This is a genomic window from Amycolatopsis marina (assembly GCF_900111885.1).
Lineage (GTDB): Bacteria > Actinomycetota > Actinomycetes > Mycobacteriales > Pseudonocardiaceae > Amycolatopsis > Amycolatopsis marina.
In genome coordinates, this window is record NZ_FOKG01000005.1 from 89,472 (window position 1) to 108,085 (window position 18,614).

Genomic DNA, 18,614 nt, shown 5'->3' on the forward strand with positions numbered 1-18,614 from the left:
GAACTGGTCACGGTGCCGGTCGCTCACTGCTCATCCCCCAGAATCTGCGGCACCCGGAACCGGCCTTCCTCGGCGGCGGGCGCACCGGAGAGCGCCTGCTCCTGGGTGAGCCCCGGCCGGACCACGTCCTCACGGAACACGTTGGTCAGCGGCACGGCGTGCGAGGTCGGCGGGATGTCGGAGTTCGCGACCTCGCCCACCTTCGCCACCGCGTCCAGGATCTGGTCGAGCTGCCCGGCGAAGGTGTTCAGCTCCTCGTCGGTGACGGCCAGCCTGGCCAGCCTGGCGAGATGCGCGACTTCGTCGCGGGAAATATTGGGCACGCGGGTGTCTCCCGGGGTGTGCTGGTCGGGTGCGGTTCGAAGGGGCAATTCTATGGCGCGACCATCCCAGGACTCGACCGGGTTACCGTGCAGGGTGTGCGCTCGCGCGGATGACGGCACGGGCAGCGGGAGAGCACAAGACGATCTCGCTAGGCGGACGGCGGGCCCAGCCGTGGGTCCGGTCTGCCACAATCGGCGGCCGGTACGAGCAAGCATGGCGGCCGGTGCGCAGGAACGCCCTCCACGGCAAGGCTGGAGCGGCAGACCCGAGAGGGGTTCGCGTTGTCCTTCCTGATCCGGGTACAACTCCCGGACAGCCCGGGGACCCTCGGCGCGGTGGCCACGGCGCTCGGCACGGTCGGCGCGGACATCCTCAGCGTCGACGTGGTGGAGCGTGGGGCGGGTGTGGCGATCGACGACCTGGTCGTCGAACTGCCCTCCGGCAGGCTGCCCGATGCGCTGATCACCGCCGCCGAGAGTGTCGAGGGCGTCGAGGTCGACGCCGTCCGCCCCTACGCCGGCGTGCTGGACACCCACCGCGAGCTGGAACTCGTCGAGGAGATCGCCGGGCAGCCCTCGACCGGGCTGGACATACTGGCCGAGGGCGTACCCAAGATCATCCGCGCGGGCTGGGCGCTGGTCCTGCACTACACCGAGGACGGGGTGCACCGCCTCGCGTCGTCCAGTGCCGCCCCGGAGGCCTCGGTCACCGATCTGCCGTGGCTACCGCTGGAACGCGCCACCGTGCTCGACGCCGAGGACACCTGGGTGCCCGACACCTGGCAGGAGTTGGGTACCGAACTCGCCGCGACACCGCTCGGCAAACCGGACCGGACATTGCTGGTCGGGCGGCCGGGCGGCCCGATGTTCCGTGCGGCCGAGGTAGCCCGCCTTGCCCATTTCGCCGGAATCGTGGCCGTAGTGCTGGACAGCTGAAGCGGACCGCTGTGCGACGTGAGTGAAGGCGAGGACGACCGCGACACCCGCGCCCAGCAACTGGAGGAGCGGCTGGCGATCCCGGTCCTGATCGCCGCGCTGGTGTCGGTACCCGCGGTGTTCCTCACCACCACCGGCGACGAGACGACGGTCGTGGTCGGCAAGGTGCTCAACTGGGCCTCGCTCGCGGTCCTGCTCAGTGAGTCCCTCGTGCTGCTCTGGTTCAGCAGGGACATCGTCGCCTGGGCCCGCACCCACCGGTGGAAGCTGCTGGTGACGGCAGCCGCCGTTCCCGCGGTGGTCTTTCTCGTCGGACCGGTGCAGATCCTGCGGCTGATCCTCTCCATCGGCGCGCTGCGTGTGCTCCGAGCCGGGCGCATCTTCAGGGCGGGACGGGTCATCCGCAGACGCGCAGGCCTGACCGGCAGGCGTGGACGCTGGCTGCTCGGCGGCGTCACCGTGCTTGCGGCCGCGTTCGTGACCCTCGTGCTGGCCGACCCGACCTCGCGCAGCAGACACCTGGCCGACCGCATCCTCGATCAGTTCGGCGTGCTGCCCGCCGTCCTGGCCGGCCTCATCCTGGCCGTCGCCCTGCTGGCCCTGATCCGCCACCGCCGCCGCTGACCCCCGAGTTGGCAGATCCGGGGCCCGAGTTGGCAGATCCGGCGGTGGGGTGACCTGCAGTGAGCCCGGTTCACCAGACCGTGCCCGCCCATCACTCATTACGCGTAGTGACCATCCGTTATACCCTTGGTAATGTTCCTGGGGTCTTCGCGGGAAGACGCCGAAATTCCGATCATCAGCACGCCGCAATTCGGTAATTGATCGAGCAAGGAGAATCCGATGACCACGACAATGGCGCCCTCGACTTTGACTCTCTCGGAAAAAATCGAGGCACGGAGAGCTCACAGCACCGCGCGAATCTACATGGCAAGCATCGAAGGCGTCCCGATCAGTTTCGCGCAGTACGAATGGCCTGACTATGTCACCGCCTTCACGGAAAACAGAGGACAGTTCGACGGTATGTCCTATTCCGCGACAACGAATGTCGGCAGCGACTCCCCCATCGCCGATATTTCAAAGAAGCGGCGAGACCAATTGACCGAGAACACCAAAGACGTCGAGGTGAGCGCCGAAAAAGCGGTCCGGGAGTACGTCGACAGCAAGGACCGCAACAGCCTCCACGACAAGATCGAACAGAAGCGCAAAGAGCACGAAAAGAAGCTCATCGACCAGAACAACAAGTACTGGGGAGATGTGGAAAGCGCGATTAAGGACCTGCCCGAAGCGGAGCAGGACAAGGCGATCGACCTGGCGGATCAGGTATCCAAGTTCGCTGCTTGGCTTTGGGGAAAAATCAGCGCAGCGATCGTTGAGCTGGCCAAGAGGGCCTGGGAGTGGATCAAGCAGGCCTGGGAAGACATTAAGCAATGGTTCGTCGACCGCTACAACGATGTCACCAAGTTCTTCAACAGCTTGTTTGGTTGACCTGCGGTACGAAGTGCCCTGCTTTATGCGCTGAGGGCTGTGGAACGTTGGCCGAGGTTCGAATCGGCCAACGTTCAGCAGCCGAGCGGGTCAGGCTGCGAGATCGAGCCCGAAGGTGAGGAGCCGGACACCCGGTGCGGGCTCCCAGTCCCGTTCCGGCAGCCGCCGGAAGCCGAGCCGCTCGTAGAGCCGATGTGCGGTGTGCATCAGGTCCAGGCTGCACAACACGATCCGGCTCGCACCGTGCTCAAGTCCCCGCTCGATGACCGCCTGCGCCAGCAGGGCACCGACACCACGCCCCCGCGCCGAGGGCGCGACAGCGAGCATTCGGAACTCCACCTCCCCTTCCCGGGAGATCTCGGCGAACCTGGTTCCCGGCAACACGACCGCCACCGAACCGACGATCCTGTCGTCCGCGCCCACCGCGACCAGCAACTCCGCGTGCTCGGCCCGGCGAGCGGCGTCGCGTAACTGCGCGCCGTACCCGTCCTCCTCCTCGGCGCCGACGAAGCCGTCGGCCTGGTACGCGGCAAGGGTCAGCTCACCGATCTCGGCCCACTCTCCGGCACGCGCTGCCCGGATCCGGATGTCACCCATCTGGCTCTACTCGCCGGCCGCGGTGTCGGCGTCGGCCGGCAGGGCGACCTCCGCGGCGGCTTCGGGCCCGCGGTCGAGCAGCACCCGGAAGCCGTCCTCGTCCAGCACCGGCACCTTCAGCTGAACCGCTTTGTCGTACTTGGAGCCAGGGGCGTCACCGACCACGACGAAACTCGTCTTCTTCGAGACCGAGCCCGCGGCCTTCCCACCCCGGGACATGATGGCCTCCTTGGCCTCGTCCCTGGAGAACCCGGGCAGCGACCCGGTGACCACGATGGACAGCCCTTCCAGATGCCGGGGAACCGACGTGTCCCGCTCCTCCTCCATCCGGACGCCTGCCGCCCGCCACTTCTGCACCACCTCGCGGTGCCAGTCGACCTCGAACCACTCCTGCACGGCGTGGGCGATCGTCGGCCCCACACCATCTACATCGGATAGTTCCTGTTCGTCGGCGTTCTCGATCCGTTCCAGCGAGCCGAACTCCCTGGCGAGCGCCTGTGCCGCCGTAGGTCCGACGTGGCGGATCGACAGCCCCACGATGACCTTCCACAGCGGACGGTCCTTGGCGTTGCCGAGGTTCTTCAGCAACCGCTCACCGTTGGCCGAGAGCGTGCCCGCCTTCGTCCGGAACAGGTCCGTGGCCAGCAGCTTCTCCTCGTCGAGGTCGAAGATGTCGCCCTCGTCGGCCACGACACCGGAGGACAGCAGCGCCGACGCGGCCTCGTAACCGAGTACCTCGATGTCGAACGCCCCCCGGCCCGCGAGGTGGAACAGCCGCTCCCGCAGCTGCGCGGGACAGGACCGCGAGTTCGGGCAGCGGATGTCGACGTCGCCCTCTTTCTGGTACGCCAGCGAGGTGTGGCATTCCGGGCAGCGCGTCGGCATCACGAACTCGCGTTCGTCGCCGGTGCGGGCGTCCACCACCGGACCCAGCACCTCGGGAATGACGTCGCCCGCCTTGCGGATCACCACGCGGTCGCCGATCAGCACACCCTTGCGTTTGACCTCCTCGCCGTTGTGCAGGGTGGCCATCGCGACGGTGGAGCCCGCCACCTTGACCGGTTCCATGACGGCGAACGGGGTGACGCGCCCGGTCCTGCCCACGTTGACCTGGATGTCCAGCAACGTGGTCGTGGCCTCTTCGGGGGCGTACTTGTAGGCGATGGCCCAGCGCGGCGCCCGCGAGGTGCTCCCGAGCCTGCGCTGCAGCGACACCTGGTCGACCTTGATCACCACGCCGTCGATCTCGTGCTCGGCGTCGTGCCGGTGCTCGCCCCAGTACTCGACATGCTCGGCCAGCCCCTTGGCCGACTCGATCACCTTGCTGTGCGCGGACACCGGCAGTCCCCAGGCCGCCAGCGCGTCGTAGGCCTCCGACTGCCGGACGGGTTCGAACCCCTCCCGCCTGCCGAGACCGTGGCAGATCAGCCGCAGCTTGCGGGACCTGGTGACCCGTGGATCCTTCTGCCGCAGTGAGCCGGCCGCGGTGTTGCGCGGGTTTGCGAACGGTGGCTTGCCCGCCTCTACCAGCCGGGCGTTGAGCTCCAGGAAGTCCTCCTCGCGGAAGAAGACCTCGCCGCGGACCTCCACCAGCGCGGGGACGGGAAACTCCGCGGTGCCGGTGAGCGTGTCCGGCACCTGGTCCAGGGTGCGCACGTTGAGCGTGACGTCCTCACCCGTACGACCGTCTCCCCTGGTCAGCGCCCTGGTCAGCTTCCCGTTCTCGTAGAGGAGATTGATGGCCAGCCCGTCGATCTTGAGCTCGCAGAGGTACTGCGTCGAGCCGACCTCCCGTTCGACCCGGTCCACCCAGGCCAGCAACTCGTCGACGTCGAACGCGTTGTCCAGGCTGAGCATCCGTTCGAGATGGTCATGGGCGGCGAAGTCCGTGGAGAACGTGCCGCCGACCTGCTGTGTCGGCGAGTCCGGCGTCGCCAGGCCCGGATGCTCCGCCTCGAGCTTCTGCAGTTCCTGGAACAGCGCGTCGAACTCGCCGTCGGAGATGGTCGGCGAATCGAGCAGGTAGTACCGGAACTGATGCCCCCGGACTTCCTCGGCGAGCGCGGCATGCCGCTCCCGCACCTCGGCAGGCACGTCACCGATGTCCTCGGCGACGGCCACATCGATCTGGTCCTCGGGAAGTTCCTCGCTGCTCACAGGGGGTGAGCCTAGTGGTCGGCACCGACAATCTCAGTGTCTGTCCGAGAACGCGATTCCGTGATCACGTCCCAGCATCGCCCAGCCCCCGCACCAGCTCCCGCAGTTCGAGCAGCGAGATCGCGCCCTCCGGTTCCAGGTCCGCCGTCTCCACCCGCCGCAGCCGCTCGGCGGCCAGCCGCTCACCGAGGGTGGCGTCGAGCGGCAGGAAGGTCATCGCCGACCGGGCTGGACCACTGAGCCCGGCCAGCGCGGGGTGGTGCACCGCGACGTCGACGACCTGCTCCACCGAGTCCACCTGCGCCGCGATCCTGACTTCGGCAAGCGCCACCCGGGTCTCGCCCAGATGCACCGTCACCTCTGCCGGGTCCGGCACGGGCGGCACCGAATCGTGGTACTCCCACATCGCGTCCTCAGCAGGCGCGGCAGCCTTCCAGGCATCGGTGAAGGGTCGCAGGGCCGGGTCTTCCTGCCCGGTGACTACCAGCGCATAGATCGCCCGCTGGCCGCGTTCCAAGGAGAAGTGCAGGTCCGGATGCACGTGCGCGACCGCACGGCAGAGCTCGTGCTCGACTCGCTGCGGCTCGCCGTCGCCGAGTGCGGCGCTGACCTGCGGCAGCAGCTCGAACCAGCTCCGCCAGAACAGCCGTGCGGCGGCGCCGGGGTCCTCCGGCACCGACTGTTCCGGCCACCGGGTCCGGGGATCCACTGGCTCGTCCCGGCTGCCCCTGCCCAACAGACCGCGAAGAAATCGCACCACGCCTGCCTACCAGTTCTCCGGCGGCTCGGTGAAGGCCTTTCCGAGTTCACGGGTCAGCGCCAGGGCTCTGCGCGTCCACTCCCCGGTCGCACCGGCAAGGCCGCACACCGGCGTGGCCACCGCGCGCTCGGCGAGGATCGACCGGTTGAAGCCCAGCCGGTCCACCAGTCGTAACGCCGGACCCGCTGCCTCGTGCAGGCTCGGCCAGCGCTCCGGCGCGATGCCCGGTACGAGGCCGAGCAGCAGTTCGGTACCCGAGTCCCAGGCCTCGCCGATCTCGTCGAGCAGTGCGGCCGGCGCGCTGTCGAGCGCGGTGGCATCGAGCGAAATGCCCCCTGCTCTGGTCGAGTGCAGCAGCGCCACCGGCGGCCGCGGCGCGCAGCAGTGCAGCACGACGGGGTTGCCCGTGGCCTGCTCCATCCCCTGGACGACCTTGCCGAGCAGATCCCGTGCCTCCGGCGCCCGGACGGCGGACACGGTGTCGTAGCCGGAGGCGGTCGACAGTGATCCGGCGAGCACCTCGGGCAGACTCGGCTCGTCGAACTGCACTACGACGCCGGCACCGGTGCGTTCCCGCAGTTCCACCACATGCGCCGCGAGTCCTTCGATCAGCGACTCGGTGAATTCGCGCACCGCGCCGTGGTCGGTGAGGATGCGGTGGCCACGCGCTGTTTCGACGTTCGCGCACAGCGTCCACGGCCCGGCGACCTGTGTCTTGATAAGTCGAGGCCGCATGCCCGCTCGCTGCTGGGCGTTCTCGAGCGCGTCGAGATCCCACCTGAGGAGATCCACGGCCCGGCGGTAGTGCCGTCCCGGCCTGCTCGCGACCCGGTAGCCGCTCGGCACGACCTCGACGGCGAGATCGACGAGCAGGCCGCAGGTACGGCCGATCAGGTCGGCACCGACACCGCGGTCGGGCAGTTCCGGCAGGTACGGCAGGTCGGGCAGCTCACCGAGGACGATGGCTGCGGTTTCCGCCGCGTCCGAACCGGGCATCGAACCGATGCCGGTGCCTGCACCGGGCGGCCACGTCACTTCCTGGGCTGACTTTTCACGCACACCGATAGTGTGGTCACGCCGTGTCGGCGAGTCGAATCCGGCCCACACTCCGCCGGGCGAACTCGTGCAGCACCGCCAACGCCTCGCTCACATGCTCGGCGTGCGTCCGGTGGGAGAGCACGCACAGCCGGAGCACGTGCCTGCCTTGCACCATCGTGCTCGACAGGTACACCCGTCCGGTCGCGTTGACCTCCTCCAGCAATTGCCGGTTCGCTTTCTCACTCGCACCCGCGAGGGTGAAAACGACCGTCGAGAGATCCGGCGGCAAAGGGCAATCGAAATAACCACCCGAAGCCAGTCCCCGGTAGGCGGAACACGCGAGGTCGAGCTTTTCGTCCAGCGCCCGTCGGAAGGCGGAAACGCCGTGCAACCACAATGGCAGCCACAATTTCAGCCCCCGGCATTCGCGGGTGAGTTCGCAGCCGTAGTCCGCGTAGTGCGGAAAGGTGGTCGGGTGGAGGTCCTGCAGGTATTCGCCAGTGCCCTGGTGCGCCGCCCGCAGGACAGTCGGATCGCGCACCAGCAGCATGCCCGTACCGTACGGCGCGAACAGCGACTTGTGTGGATCGACCACGAGCGAGTCCGCGCACTCGATGCCCCGCAGGATCTGTCTGCCCCTCGCGGTCAGCTGGAAGAATCCGCCGTAAGCCCCGTCGACGTGGAACCAGAGCCCCTCCCCGTGGGCGAGTGCGGCTATTTCGGGCAACGGGTCAACGGTCCCGGTGCTGGTGGTGCCCGCGTTCGCGACGACCAGGAAAGGTCGTGCACCCGCGGCCCTGTCACGGGCGATCATCGCCGACAGCGCCTGCGGGTCCATTCGCAGGTCGTGTCCGGTTGGGACTGTCCGAACAGCACTGGCTGGAAACCCGGCGATACGTGCGGCTTTCGCGACGGAGTAGTGAGTCTGAGCTGTGGTGTACAGCGTCCCAGCGGTGAAACACTCACCAAGTCGCTCGTACCGCGCGGCCACGAGCGCCGCGAGGTGTGCGGTGGACCCACCGGTGGTGATGAGCCCGCCAGCACCCGCGGGCAGCCCGAACTCCCCGCAGAGCCAGCGGATGACTCCGTCCTCCATCGCGACCAGCGCAGGCGAGAAACCGGCGAGACCGGTGCAGCGATTCAGTGCTCGGGTCAGCAGTTCGGCAACCGCGGAGGTAAAGGTGCCACCGGAGGGAACGTAACCGAAGTAGCGCGGTCCCGCCGTCTCCAGCCCCTCCCCCGCCGCCGTACGGAACAGGGCGAGCGCCTCATCGAGGCCACGACCGTCCTCGTCCGGCCGCGCGGAAACCTGCTCGTACACATCGGATCCCAAATGGAAACTCGACGCCCGGGAAAAAGGCAACTCCCCGACCAGATCCGTGATCAATTCCAGCGCCGACCGACCGATCTCCATCATCGTTTCCCGGTCGGGTTCAATCGGATAACCAGCCACACCGCAAGTTGTACTCCCGTACCAACCCTGCGGATAAGGCCTGGAATATGTGATTTACGGCTCAGCATAAAAATTGCCTTGAGGTCGGTAAAGAACTGTGCAAGGAATTGCATCCATCGGGTACCACGCGCGGCTCGGCAACTCCGGCACCGCCCCGGCCGGAGCCAGATACCGGTCAGTCTGTGCGTGACACACGTCTCAACTACCTCCTGCCGGAGCCCGTTCCCTGGTCGAATCGAGAACTCAGCCTGCAACGCCAACAGACAACGAGGTCAACGTGGAACCGCTTCCGGAGACCAGCACCGACGACTGGACCACGCCAGGCATCTACACGGTCGCGCCCGGGGTGTATCGCGTCCCCCTGCCGCTGCCGAACGACGGGCTGAAGGCGGTCAACGTCTATGCCGTCACGGATGGCACCGGACTGGTGCTGATCGACTCCGGCTGGGCACTGGACGAGGCGCGTGACCTGCTGCGCGCGGCCCTGCGCGCGATCGGTGCCGATCTCGGTGACATCGGCCAGTTCCTCATCACACACATGCACCGCGACCACTACACGCAGGCCGTCGCCCTGCGCCGCGACTTCGGGGGCAGTGTCGCGCTCGGCAAGCTCGAGGAACCGTCTGTCCAGGCCTCGGCCGAGCCGGACGCCACCGCCATGCACGCGCAGGGCAGGCTGCTGGTCAACGCCGGTGCCGGAATGCTGCTCGACGAACTGACCCGCGCCTTCGATTCGTCCCCACGCGCTGCGCGGGACTACGAACTGCCGGACGAATGGCTGGTTCCGGGCAGCCGAAAGGTGCTGCCCGGCCGCGACCTGGAGGTGGTGCACACCCCCGGCCATACCGCGGGGCATGTCGTATTCGACGACGCGGACGCGGGCCTGCTCTTCTCCGGCGACCACGTACTGCCGCACATCACTCCGTCGGTCGGCTTCCAGCCGGTACCCGTCGAGTTGCCCCTGCGCGACTACCTGGACTCCCTACGGCTGATCCGCGAGCGGCCCGATCGCATGCTGCTGCCCGCGCACGGGCCGGTGACCGGCAGCGCCCACGAGCGGGTGGACGAACTGCTGGCGCACCACGACGAGCGCCTGACCGCGACCGCCGAGACCGTCGCGTCCGGCGCGAACTCCGCCTTCGAGGCCGCGGACGCCCTCGACTGGACCCGGCGCAAGCGGGCACTGGGCGACCTCGACATCTTCAACCGCACGCTCGCCGTGCTGGAAACCGCGGCCCACCTCGACGTACTGGTCCTCCAGGGACGGTTGGCCGCGACCGAGACCGACGGCGTCCGGCACTACTCGGTGGCCTGATCCGCGGCGAACGCACTTCGCAACTCTCGTTTGAGGATCTTTCCCGAGGCATTGCGCGGCAGGTCGTCGACGAAGTGCACGGCCTTGGGCACCTTGAACGGTGACAGCCTGGACCGCAGGTGCTCGAGGAGCTCCTCCGCGACGGTCGTCTCGGCTGCGTCCGGTTTGGACACGACAACGGCGGTGATCGCCTCGATCCACTTCTCGTCGGGCAACCCGATGACCGCCACCTCACCCACCGCGGGATGCGTGTAGAGGGCGTCCTCGACCTCGCGCGAGGCGACCAGGACGCCCCCCGTGTTGATCACGTCCTTGATCCGGTCCACGACGTAGATGTAACCCTCCTCGTCGATGCGGACGAGATCGCCGGAGTGGAACCAGCCGCCGCGGAAGGCTTCCTCGGTCTCCTCCGGCTTGTCCCAGTAGCCGAGGCACAGTTGTGGCGACCGGTAGACGACCTCGCCCAGCTCACCCGGTGCCACGTCGGCCCCGTTGTCGTCCACCACCCGTAGTTCCACGAAGAGCGCCGCACGACCGGCCGAGTCCGGCCGCTGCTCGTGCTCCTCCGGCCGCAGGATCGTCGCCAGCGGCGCGATCTCGGACTGCCCGAAGCAGTTGTAGAACCCGAGTTCCGGGAGTGCCTCGCGCAGCCGCTGCAGGACCGGGCCCGGCATGATCGAGGCTCCGTAGTAGGCCTTGCGCAGCGAGCGGAGGTCGAGTCCGGCGAAGTCCGGGTGGTTCGCCAGCGCGACCCACAGTGTGGGTGCCGCGAAGAAGGCGCCGTGGCGGTTCCGCGCGATGCGTCGCAGAATGTCCGCCGGGTCGGGCACCTCGAGCAACTGGTTGGTGGCGCCGACGGCGAGCCAGGGCAACAGGAACACGTGCATCTGCGCGCTGTGGTAGAGCGGCATGACGTGCAGCGGCTCGTCGCGCTCGGTCAGATCGAGCCCGACGATGCAGGAGAGATACTCGTGCACGAGGGCCCGATGGGTCATCATCGCGCCCTTCGGCCGCGACGTGGTTCCGGACGTGTAGAGCAGCTGCGCGAGGTCCGTGTCGGCGATCTCGACGTCCAGTTCGGGCACCGGCCCGGATCCGGCCGCGGCGAGCAGCGAATCCTCCGTGTCGCGCAGCGGCAGCACCTGCCGCAGCCCTGCCCGTTCACCGACGGCGTCGACGTGTTGCCGCAGTGCAGGGTCGACGAGCGCGACCCGGCTTCCGGACTGCTCGACGAGGTACGCCAGTTCGTCCCCGACCAGGTTGTAGTTGACCGGAACGTGCACCAGCCCCGCCCGTGCGCAGGCCAGAAACCCGATCAGATACGCGTCGGAGTTCTTGCCGTACGCGGCCACCCGGTCGCCCTTGTCCAGACCGAGGGAGAGCAACCGGCCCGCGGCCCTGGTCACCGCCGCATCGAGTGCCGCGTACGTCCACTCGCGATCGGCGAACCGCAGGGCAACTCGCCCCGGTACCCGGGCGGCGCTGCGCCTCACCAGGTCGGCGACAGTGCTGGATCGCAGAGCCAGGTTGCTCGTCATCGGCGTCCTCCGGAGACACTAATCTGTGGATGAGATCACGATTAGATCCGCTGTGGAGGCCGATGTCGAGCCCGTAGTGCGGATGCCGGCCGACGATCAACCGGGCGCGGCCCGGGACTCCGTCGAGGACCTGGGGCCGTATCTGCGGACGTTCCGGGAGATCGAGGCCGATCCGCACCAGCTGCTGGTGGTCGCCGACGCCGGTGCCGGCCCGGTGGCACCCTGCAGCTGAGCATCAGCTCCATGAGCGCCTTGGCTTCGTCGCGTCACGTACCGCACGACCGGCGAGTGAGGCCATGGAATCGGCTTCAAGCTGCGGTTGTACTAGCGATCTTGGCGCTACCGAGGACCAGGTCGCCCTCGTCGTCGGTGCGGTACAACACGACCACCTGTCCGGGGGCGACACCGTGCAGGGACTCCTCGAGCCGGATGCTCACCTGACCGTTCACCACCTCGGCGACGGCCGGCGCGGTGCCACCGTGCGCCCGCACCTGTGCGACGCACTCGGTCGGTTCGGCCAGCGGAAGATCCGGCCACACCGGACGGTCCGCCTGGATCTCGCGTACGCCGAGGTCTTTCGCCGAGCCCACCTTGACCGTGCCGGAGACCGGCTCCAGCGAAAGGACGTACCTCGGCCTGCCGTCCGCGGCCGGGGCCTCGATACCGAGCCCCTTTCGCTGGCCGACGGTGAATCCATGCACCCCGCTGTGCCTGCCGAGCACCGCGCCGGTCTCGGCGTCCACCAGCTCACCCGGCGTGCTGCCCAGCCGTGATTCCAGGAACTTCTTCGTGTCGCCGTCCGGAATGAAGCAGATGTCGTGGCTGTCCGGCTTGTTCGCCACCGCGAGTCCACGCCGCTCGGCCTCGGCCCGCACGTCGGACTTGCGCGAGTCACCGAGCGGGAACATCGAGTGCCGCAGCTGCTCCGGCGTCAGCGAGGCGAGCACATAGGACTGGTCCTTGCCCTCGTCGGCACTGCGCCGCAACTGCGGGACGCCGTCCTCCACGGAGAGCCTGGCGTAGTGCCCTGTGCAGACCGCGTCGAAGCCGAGCGCCATCGCCTTGTCGAGCAAGGCCTCGAACTTGATCTTCTCGTTGCAGGTGACGCACGGGTTGGGGGTGCGCCCCGCGGCGTACTCGCCGACGAAGGTCTCCACGACCTCCTCGGTGAACCGCTCCGCGAAGTCCCAGACGTAGAACGGGATCTCGAGCAGATCCGCCGCCCTGCGCGCGTCGTGGGAGTCCTCGATGGTGCAGCAACCCCGCGAACCCGTGCGCAGTGTTCCCGGCTTGGCCGACAGTGCGAGATGCACGCCGACGACCTCGTGACCCGCGTCCACCGCACGTGCGGCGGCCACCGCGGAATCCACTCCACCGCTCATCGCGGCCAGTACCCGCATCTGTTACACCTCAGCCTTCTGCTTACGCATTCCTGCCAGCCCCGCCTGCCTGGCCCTGGCCACAACGCCACCGATCGCGCCCGCGAGTGCGTTCACGTCCTCCTGAGTAGACGTGTGCCCGAGGGAGAACCGGAGCGAACTGCGCGCCGATGCGGCGTCGGCCCCCATCGCGAGCAGGACATGGCTTGGTTCCGCGACACCTGCCGTGCAGGCCGAGCCGGTGGAGCATTCGATCCCCTTGGCGTCGAGCAGCATCAGCAGGCTGTCACCCGCACAACCGGGGAAGGTGAAGTGGGCATTGCCGGGGAGTCGTCCCCTGGTCTCGGGCGAACCGAACGTCTCGCTCGTCGGAGCCCCGTTCAACCGTGCGTCCGGCACCTCACGCAGCACCGCGGTGACCAGGTCGTCCCGCAGCAGCGCCAGCTTGTGCGCGCCCTCCTGCCAGTCGACGGTGCTGGCTCGGATGGCGGCGGCGAACGCGTGGATCGCGGGCACGTCCAGGGTGCCGGACCGGACGTTGCGCTCCTGGCCGCCTCCGTGCTGCAGCGACTCGCACGGCGTGTCCCTGGCCAGCAGCAGAGCGCCGACGCCATATGGCCCGCCGACCTTGTGTCCGGTCAGCGTCAGCGCGCTCGCGCCGCTCGCGGCGAAGTCGACCGGAACGCTGCCGATCGCCTGTACCGCGTCGGTGTGCAGCGGGATGTCGTGTTCCGCGCAGATCGAGGCGAGTTCGGGGACCGGATTCACGGTCCCGACCTCGTTGTTGGCCCACATCACCGTGGCCAACGCCACATCCTCGGGGGAGGAGCCGATAGCGTCCTTGAGGACCTCCGGATGCACTCGCCCCGCGGCGTCGACCTCCAGCCAGGTGATCTCCGCTTCGGCATGGTCGGCGAGCCACTGCACCGCGTCGAGCACGGCGTGGTGCTCGACGGCACCCGCCAGCACCCTGCGGCGCGCGGGACGCTCCTTCCTGCGGGCCCAGTAGATGCCCTTGACCGCGAGGTTGTCGCTCTCGGTCCCACCAGCGGTGAACACCACCTCGGAGGGCTTGGCGCCGAGCGCACCGGCGATAACTTCGCGGGCCTCCTCGACGACCCGGCGCGCGCGCCGACCTGAGGAGTGCAACGAGGAGGCGTTGCCCACGGTGGGCAGCGCCTCTGTCATGGCGGCCACGGCTTCCGGCAGCATCGGTGTCGTGGCCGCGTGGTCTAGATAGGTCATCGCCTGTCCAGGGTAGCCCTGCCCGCGCCGGCCGTTCGAGCTCACTCCGCCGCAGGCCACCGGCCGGTCACCACAGCGCCGGTCAGGGCGACGGCGGTCATCAGCACGGCGAGTACGGCCATCGCGAAGGAGGGCTCGGTAGCGGACGCGAGCCCGGCCAGCAGTACCCCGCCGAGACCGATCGTCATCGCCGACCCCATCCAGTCGCCCAGCTGCATCGCGGAGGTGTTGAATCCGCGTTCCCGCTCGGTGGAGAAACGCAGCAACAACAGCGAAATCGCGGGCATCGCGATGCCCATTCCCGCCCCGGCGAACAGGCTGACGACATACACCAGCCAGCCGGGCGCCCACGGCTGAGAAACCACCGCGAACAGCGCCAGTGCCGTCGCGACCAGGAAAAACCCCGAGCGAAGCAGCCGTTCCCTGGACCAGTCGGGGTATCGGCCCTGCAACACCGAGCCGGCCGACCAGCCGATCGCGCTGACCGTGAGGGGCAACCCGGCCGCCGCAGGACCGTACCCGTGGACCGCGCTCATCGTCAGTGGAATGAACGCCTCGATGCCGGCGAACGAGGCAGCGATCAACGCCCTGGACGCCACCACCGTCGGCAGGCCGGGCCGAGCGCGCAGCGTCCCGGACGGCAGCAACCCGCGCAGGGCGATGCCGAGCACGACGAGCCCTGCGAGCCCGTACCCCAGCGCCTCCGGGGAGGGATGCTGGGCGGCCCAGGTGAGCGCGGTGACGCCCGCCGCGGCGGCCAACGCCGCGAGAACGCCCGCCCTGCGGGTGCCTTGGCTTTCCGCTGGAGGCGGGCCGAGCCTGCGCACCACCACGACCAGCAGGCCCGCCCCGAGCAGGACGAACGGGGTAAGACCGAGGAAGACCCACCGCCAGCCCACGTGCTCGGTGAGCAGCCCGGCGATCGGCGGCCCCAGCACCGCGGGCAGCACCCAGGCCGCGGCGTTGGCCGCGTACACGACCGGCCGTTCGCGGTCGGTGTAGATCAACGCGATCACCAGTGACACGGCCACCAGCAGAGTTCCCGTGCCGATGCCCTGCAGCGCCCGTCCGATCAGGAGGACCGACATGGTGTCGGCCGTGCCCGCCACTATCAGCCCGGCAAGGAAGATCATCGGTCCGACCAGCAGGGACGGCTTGGGGCCGTGCCGGTCGCACACCCTGCCGGACAGGACGGTCGCCACGACACTGGCGATGAGAAACGCCAGGAACGGCCACGCGTAGTGACCCTGGCCGCCCAACTCGGCCACCATCGTCGGCATCGCGGTGGCAACGCCCATGCTCTCGAAGGCGACGAGGGTGACAACGAGCACGAGTCCGGCTGTGGCGGTGCGATGCTCCGGCGTCCACAGCACGGCGGAGCGGCGGGAGGATGCGGCCTTCGGGGCGATCAGAGTCATGTACGCAAGCCTGCAACCTCGACTTAACTGGAGGTCCAGGGCCGATTTGACCGCACGCCGCCACCCCATCCTGCCCCTCGCACTTTCCCGGGAAAGTGCGAGCCCGAGCGTCCCCCGCCCCAGGCCCGAGCCGCATCCTCCGGCACTTTCCCGGGAAAGTGCCGGGGCCGGGTTCGGTGCGCGCCGATACCACCCGACGGGTGACCCGCGTTGCGACTCCGCAGGTCGCGAACGTGCGACCGCACAGGGCGCGTTAGGGTGCCCCGGTGACTGATCGCCTTGTCTGGATCGACTGCGAGATGACGGGGCTCGACCTCGCCAAGGACGCGCTGATCGAAATCGCCGTGCTGGTGACCGACGCCGAACTGAACGTGCTCGGCGAGGGTCTGGACCTCGTCATCCACGCCGAGGACGACGTACTGGCGACCATGCCGGACATCGTCAGGGAGATGCACGCCCACTCCGGGCTCACCGAGGAGGTCCGGCGATCCGAGATCACCCTCGCCGAGGCCGAACAACGCGTGCTCGACTACGTGCGCGAATACGTGCCCGACCCACGCAGCGCACCCTTGGCAGGCAACTCCATCGCCACCGACCGGGGCTTCATCACCAGGGACATGCCCGCGCTCGACGAGCACCTGCACTACCGGATGGTCGACGTGTCCTCGGTGAAAGAACTCGTCCGCCGCTGGTACCCGCGGATCTACTACGCCAAGCCGGAAAAAGGCCTCGCCCACCGCGCGCTCGCCGACATCCGCGAGTCCATCGGCGAACTGGACTACTACCGCAGGACGGCGTTCGTTCCCCAGCCCGGCCCCACCAGTGACCAGGCAAGAGCCGCCGCGGCGGTGGTGCTCGGCACCGGGAGCGAGTGAATCACCGAACCCCGTGTGAGCCGCCAAGCCCAGCACGCTACGATGTTCCAGCCGAGGTACCGCAAGCCGGTTCCTCGCAATGGTGGGTGTAGCTCAGTTGGTAGAGCACCTGGTTGTGGTCCAGGAAGTCGCGGGTTCAAGTCCCGTCACTCACCCCACTGGCCCCACCCTGCTTGCCGCTTCGCGGCTTCGCGGGGTGGGGTTTCGTCATTGCACCCGGGGGCCGAGCCCCCGGACCCCCACGGTGCGTTGGGCGCCTTGGGTACGTCTCTCCCGTTGGTTTGAGGGGGCTCGGCGCTTCGCGCCATCGGGAGGACGGGGGGGCTCGGCGCTTCGCGCCATCGGATGGGGATGGGGTGAGGTGGCATGGGGTGGGGATCGGGTGGGGGTGGGGTGGGGTGGGGGCTTCGTTGCCGTCTAGAGGACGTGGGTGGCTATTAGTTGACCTATTTGACGGATGTCGGAGTTGCCGCGGAACTCGAGGCGTACCTTTCCCAAGCCGCTGAACCACAGGTCCAGCTCGGCATCCAGGTCGAATGTGCCCGCCGTCTCGATCGAGAACGCCTGGATCTTGTTGTACGGCAGCGAAGTGAAGTCCTTCTTCTTGCCCGTCACACCCTGCACGTTCACGGCGATGAGGCGCTTGTTCGTGAACACCACGAAGTCCCGCACCGCCTTGAACGACGAGATGATCTGTTCTCCTGGGATGATGATCGGCTGCACCGTGGGCGCGAGGTCTCTCGGATCGCACGGGTTGAGCTTGAACACCGTGTCCTTGGAGAAATCAATCATGGTCTCCACAGTACGGATTCAGCACCGCTCATCCCAGATCCTCGGTGTACTAGCCCCGAGTAGTTGCGCGTGGGGCGGCTAGTTTTGTTGGCTGTTGGACTTCCAGTCCTTCCAGGGCATCTGCCAGACGCTCCAGCCGTCGGTCGGTTCCAACTCGGGGCCGCCGCTGTTCTTCACGGTGATGATGTCGCCCGGCCGTGAGGTCTCCATCAGCCAGGCCGCGTTCGCTGTCGACAAGTTGATACAGCCGTGGCTGACGTTCGAGTTTCCCTGCTGCCCCACCGACCAGGGAGCCGAGTGGTAGAAGATGCCGCTGTTCGACATTCGCACCGCGTACTCGGTGTACGTCCGGTAGCCCGCCGCGGAGTCGGTCGGCACCCCGTATGTACTGGAGTCCATTGTGTAGCCGCGGTGCTCACTCATCACCGTGTAGGTACCCTTGGGCGTCGGACTCGACTGCTTGCCCATCGACAGCGGCATGGTCTTGACCACCTTGTCGTTCACCGACACGGTCATCTTGTGGCTGCCCCCGTCGGCGACCGCCACCACCTTGTCGCCGACCGTGAGCTTCGCCGACCTGTCCTCCATACCGAACGTGCCGTCACCCAGATCGATGCCGTAGATGCCGGCGTCCACCGTCACCTTCGTGCCCGGCTTCCAGTACTCCTTCGGCCGCCAGGTCACCGACTGGTCACCGAACCAGTGGAACGCACCCTCGGTCTTCGGCTCGGAGACGACACGCAGCGCGTCCTCGGCGGCCGCCCTGTCCGGAACGGAGCCCGTGAACGTGAAGATCAACGGCATGCCGACGCCGACCTTCTGGTCGTCACGGACGTTCAGCGACACGTTCACCTGCCGGTTCGGCGTGGCGGTGGTGATCGTGGAGGTCGCCGTGACCGGCTTGCCGTCGGCCCCGACCGCCTCGGCCTTCAAGGTGTAGGTCTTGCCGTAGCCCAGCTTCTCCGAGGTGGACCAGCCAGAACCGTCCTTTTCCTTGGCACCCTTCACCACGGTGTCGTCCGCGCCGACCAGACTCACCTCGGTGAGCTCGCCGTCGTCAACCGACACCGTCACCGGCTCGCCCGGGGCGAAGTCGTCAACCGAGCCAGCCGGACTCAGCTCCAGCGAAGCAGGCTTCGGCGGAGGCGCGGTCGAGACCTTGACCTCTTTTGGGGGTTCGCCCGCTCCCCCTGAAGTACAGCCGCTCACCAGCAGCCCGCCCGCTACCAGCAACAACGCCCACCGAGCCCCCCGATGCGGCTTCCGCCCGCCCCGACTCGCCATGAACTAAACCACCATT

At 68.0% G+C, this 18,614-nt stretch carries 18 protein-coding genes and 1 tRNA gene; 7 read left to right on the forward strand and 12 right to left on the reverse strand.

Annotated features, from left to right (window positions below; genetic code table 11):
- Positions 1 to 23: 23 nt before the first annotated feature.
- Positions 24 to 323 (reverse strand): Asp-tRNA(Asn)/Glu-tRNA(Gln) amidotransferase subunit GatC, encoded by a 300-nt coding sequence (gatC, locus tag BM199_RS09980; RefSeq protein WP_091672294.1) that lies wholly within the window; start codon positions 321 to 323, stop codon positions 24 to 26.
- 282 nt (positions 324 to 605) lie between these two features.
- On the opposite strand from gatC, the gene BM199_RS09985 reads away from it, so the two are divergent.
- The 3 genes from BM199_RS09985 to BM199_RS09995 all read left to right on the forward strand — a co-directional run bounded on the left by BM199_RS09985 (position 606) and on the right by BM199_RS09995 (position 2,747).
- The gene (locus BM199_RS09985; RefSeq protein ID WP_091672297.1) at positions 606 to 1,259 is read left to right on the forward strand and encodes an ACT domain-containing protein; all 654 of its coding nucleotides are present in this window, start codon (positions 606 to 608) and stop codon (positions 1,257 to 1,259) included.
- 18 nt (positions 1,260 to 1,277) lie between these two features.
- A complete protein-coding gene (locus BM199_RS09990) occupies positions 1,278 to 1,883 on the forward strand; it encodes a hypothetical protein (RefSeq protein ID WP_245788262.1) in 606 nt (201 codons plus the stop codon).
- A gap of 219 nt (positions 1,884 to 2,102) precedes the next feature.
- Positions 2,103 to 2,747, forward strand: coding sequence for a hypothetical protein (locus tag BM199_RS09995; protein ID WP_091672299.1), 645 nt, complete (start codon positions 2,103 to 2,105; stop codon positions 2,745 to 2,747).
- Between the two features lie 90 nt (positions 2,748 to 2,837).
- On the opposite strand, the gene BM199_RS10000 is transcribed toward BM199_RS09995, so the two are convergent.
- The 5 genes from BM199_RS10000 to BM199_RS10020 all read right to left on the reverse strand — a co-directional run bounded on the left by BM199_RS10000 (position 2,838) and on the right by BM199_RS10020 (position 8,713).
- Positions 2,838 to 3,344, reverse strand: coding sequence for a GNAT family N-acetyltransferase (locus tag BM199_RS10000; protein ID WP_091672300.1), 507 nt, complete (start codon positions 3,342 to 3,344; stop codon positions 2,838 to 2,840).
- A 6-nt stretch (positions 3,345 to 3,350) separates the two neighbouring features.
- A complete protein-coding gene (ligA, locus tag BM199_RS10005) occupies positions 3,351 to 5,501 on the reverse strand; it encodes an NAD-dependent DNA ligase LigA (RefSeq protein WP_091672302.1) in 2,151 nt (716 codons plus the stop codon).
- Positions 5,502 to 5,565: 64 nt separating this feature from the next.
- A complete protein-coding gene (locus tag BM199_RS10010; protein ID WP_245788263.1) occupies positions 5,566 to 6,258 on the reverse strand; it encodes a hypothetical protein in 693 nt (230 codons plus the stop codon).
- Between the two features lie 9 nt (positions 6,259 to 6,267).
- Positions 6,268 to 7,320: a methionine synthase gene (locus BM199_RS10015; RefSeq protein ID WP_281245686.1), complete on the reverse strand. Its 1,053-nt coding sequence runs from the start codon at positions 7,318 to 7,320 to the stop codon at positions 6,268 to 6,270.
- A gap of 13 nt (positions 7,321 to 7,333) precedes the next feature.
- The gene (locus BM199_RS10020; RefSeq protein WP_245788264.1) at positions 7,334 to 8,713 is read right to left on the reverse strand and encodes a pyridoxal phosphate-dependent decarboxylase family protein; all 1,380 of its coding nucleotides are present in this window, start codon (positions 8,711 to 8,713) and stop codon (positions 7,334 to 7,336) included.
- 316 nt (positions 8,714 to 9,029) lie between these two features.
- On the opposite strand from BM199_RS10020, the gene BM199_RS10025 reads away from it, so the two are divergent.
- Positions 9,030 to 10,067: an MBL fold metallo-hydrolase gene (locus BM199_RS10025; protein ID WP_091672305.1), complete on the forward strand. Its 1,038-nt coding sequence runs from the start codon at positions 9,030 to 9,032 to the stop codon at positions 10,065 to 10,067.
- Here BM199_RS10025 and BM199_RS10030 read toward each other — a convergent pair.
- Positions 10,052 to 11,605 (reverse strand): acyl-CoA synthetase, encoded by a 1,554-nt coding sequence (locus BM199_RS10030; RefSeq protein WP_091672307.1) that lies wholly within the window; start codon positions 11,603 to 11,605, stop codon positions 10,052 to 10,054. The two genes, BM199_RS10025 and BM199_RS10030, sit on opposite strands and share 16 nt — an antisense overlap.
- A gap of 25 nt (positions 11,606 to 11,630) precedes the next feature.
- On the opposite strand from BM199_RS10030, the gene BM199_RS10035 reads away from it, so the two are divergent.
- Positions 11,631 to 11,837, forward strand: a complete 207-nt coding sequence (locus BM199_RS10035; RefSeq protein WP_143101812.1) for a hypothetical protein — start codon at positions 11,631 to 11,633, stop codon at positions 11,835 to 11,837.
- 76 nt (positions 11,838 to 11,913) lie between these two features.
- Here BM199_RS10035 and mnmA read toward each other — a convergent pair whose 3' ends face one another.
- The 3 genes from mnmA to BM199_RS10050 are packed head-to-tail and all read right to left on the reverse strand — an operon-like array spanning position 11,914 to position 15,647.
- Entirely contained in the window at positions 11,914 to 13,005 is a 1,092-nt protein-coding gene (gene mnmA / locus BM199_RS10040) for a tRNA 2-thiouridine(34) synthase MnmA (protein ID WP_091672310.1), read from the reverse strand.
- Between the two features lie 3 nt (positions 13,006 to 13,008).
- Complete coding sequence (locus BM199_RS10045; RefSeq protein ID WP_091672679.1) at positions 13,009 to 14,229, reverse strand: cysteine desulfurase family protein; 1,221 nt, start codon at positions 14,227 to 14,229, stop codon at positions 13,009 to 13,011.
- Positions 14,230 to 14,270: 41 nt separating this feature from the next.
- Complete coding sequence (locus BM199_RS10050) at positions 14,271 to 15,647, reverse strand: MFS transporter (RefSeq protein WP_091672311.1); 1,377 nt, start codon at positions 15,645 to 15,647, stop codon at positions 14,271 to 14,273.
- A gap of 266 nt (positions 15,648 to 15,913) precedes the next feature.
- On the opposite strand from BM199_RS10050, the gene orn reads away from it, so the two are divergent.
- Both orn and BM199_RS10060 read left to right on the forward strand, forming a co-directional pair.
- On the forward strand, positions 15,914 to 16,522 hold the full coding sequence (gene orn / locus BM199_RS10055) for an oligoribonuclease (protein WP_091672313.1): 609 nt from the start codon (positions 15,914 to 15,916) through the stop codon (positions 16,520 to 16,522).
- A gap of 82 nt (positions 16,523 to 16,604) precedes the next feature.
- Positions 16,605 to 16,680: transfer RNA gene (locus tag BM199_RS10060), tRNA-His, on the forward strand.
- 259 nt (positions 16,681 to 16,939) lie between these two features.
- On the opposite strand, the gene BM199_RS10065 is transcribed toward BM199_RS10060, so the two are convergent.
- Both BM199_RS10065 and BM199_RS10070 read right to left on the reverse strand, forming a co-directional pair.
- The gene (locus BM199_RS10065; RefSeq protein ID WP_091672681.1) at positions 16,940 to 17,314 is read right to left on the reverse strand and encodes a PH domain-containing protein; all 375 of its coding nucleotides are present in this window, start codon (positions 17,312 to 17,314) and stop codon (positions 16,940 to 16,942) included.
- Positions 17,315 to 17,392: 78 nt separating this feature from the next.
- Positions 17,393 to 18,598 carry a L,D-transpeptidase gene (locus tag BM199_RS10070; protein ID WP_091672315.1) on the reverse strand — a complete coding sequence of 402 codons (1,206 nt, stop codon included), beginning with the start codon at positions 18,596 to 18,598 and terminating at the stop codon, positions 17,393 to 17,395.
- Positions 18,599 to 18,614: the final 16 nt, after the last annotated feature.